The following is a 1,018-nucleotide window of genomic DNA, read 5'->3' as shown; positions in this document are numbered from 1 at the left end:
GCCAGGTATTTTAGCCAGCACTAAATGGATGATATTGTCGACAAGATCATGCTCTCCGCCGGTAATCCAGATTTTTGTTCCACTGGTAGCGTAGCTGCCATCAGGGTTCTCTTCAGCTTTTGTGGTGATTAGGCCCAAGTCGGTTCCGCACTGAGGCTCGGTCAAGCACATGGTGCCAGTCCAAATGCCTTGTATAAGCTTTGGTAGGTAGGTTTGCTTTTGTGCTTCTGTACCGTGCTGCTGGAGTAAGTCTATCGCACCATGAGATAAACCTGGGTACATGCCAAACGATAGGTTCGTTGAACAGACCATTTCATCAACAACGTTTTTTAGTAAGTGTGGTAAGCCTTGCCCGCCAAACTCAGGCGCAGACGACAAACCACTCCATCCACCTTGTTGGTAGTGTTCGTAGGCTGCTTTGAAGCCATTTGGAGTTTTCACTGTTTTAGTGTCTGGATCGAATTGGCACTCTTCTCTGTCACCAGATGTATTGATAGGCAGTAACACGCCCTCGGCCAGTTTAGCAGCTTCTTCTATAACTGCTCTTTGCATTTCTTCTGTGGCTTCGGTGAACGCAGGACTTTCGGCTAGTTGGCCGGAGTTTAAGACATCAAACAAGACGAAATTAATATTATCCAATGGTGCTTTGTAATGACTCACAGTTAACCTCTTTATAAGTTCTTTGGTTCGACTCAGAGCCGAACAGTTTCGCGACAGCGAATAAATGATATTCAAGAAGGTTTACGTCGTTAAAAACAAATTGGATCAATATGAAAGAAAACTCTGAAGTGGATCCAAATTACAAACTATTGCGTAAGTGAGTTAATAAGAGATTGAAACCGGAACTGCCGGATCGTTGGGGAGATTAGTATGAAATTATTAGTAACGGGTGGAACGGGCTTGATAGGTCGCCGATTTATCGAACGGTATACTCACCACGACTATACCGTTTTGACCAGAGATTTTCGAAGTGCGCAGAAAAAACTACCTCAACACGTTTCCTTAATTGACAGTTTGG

2 protein-coding genes are annotated in these 1,018 nt (G+C 44.2%); one reads left to right on the top strand and one right to left on the bottom strand.

Annotated elements, in window-relative coordinates; genetic code table 11:
* A partial coding sequence (locus A3763_RS03270) for an acyl-CoA dehydrogenase family protein (protein WP_197482727.1) occupies nt 1–660 on the bottom strand: 660 nt, incomplete at its 3' end.
* 210 nt (nt 661–870) lie between these two features.
* Here A3763_RS03270 and A3763_RS30030 point away from each other — a divergent pair.
* The coding region (locus A3763_RS30030; RefSeq protein WP_156494866.1) for an NAD-dependent epimerase/dehydratase family protein at nt 871–1,018 on the top strand (148 nt) is incomplete at its 3' end.

Source organism: Oleiphilus sp. HI0128, assembly GCF_001635365.1.
The sequence above is the reverse complement of the archived record's forward strand: the minus strand, read 5'-3'. Positions and strand labels throughout refer to the sequence as shown.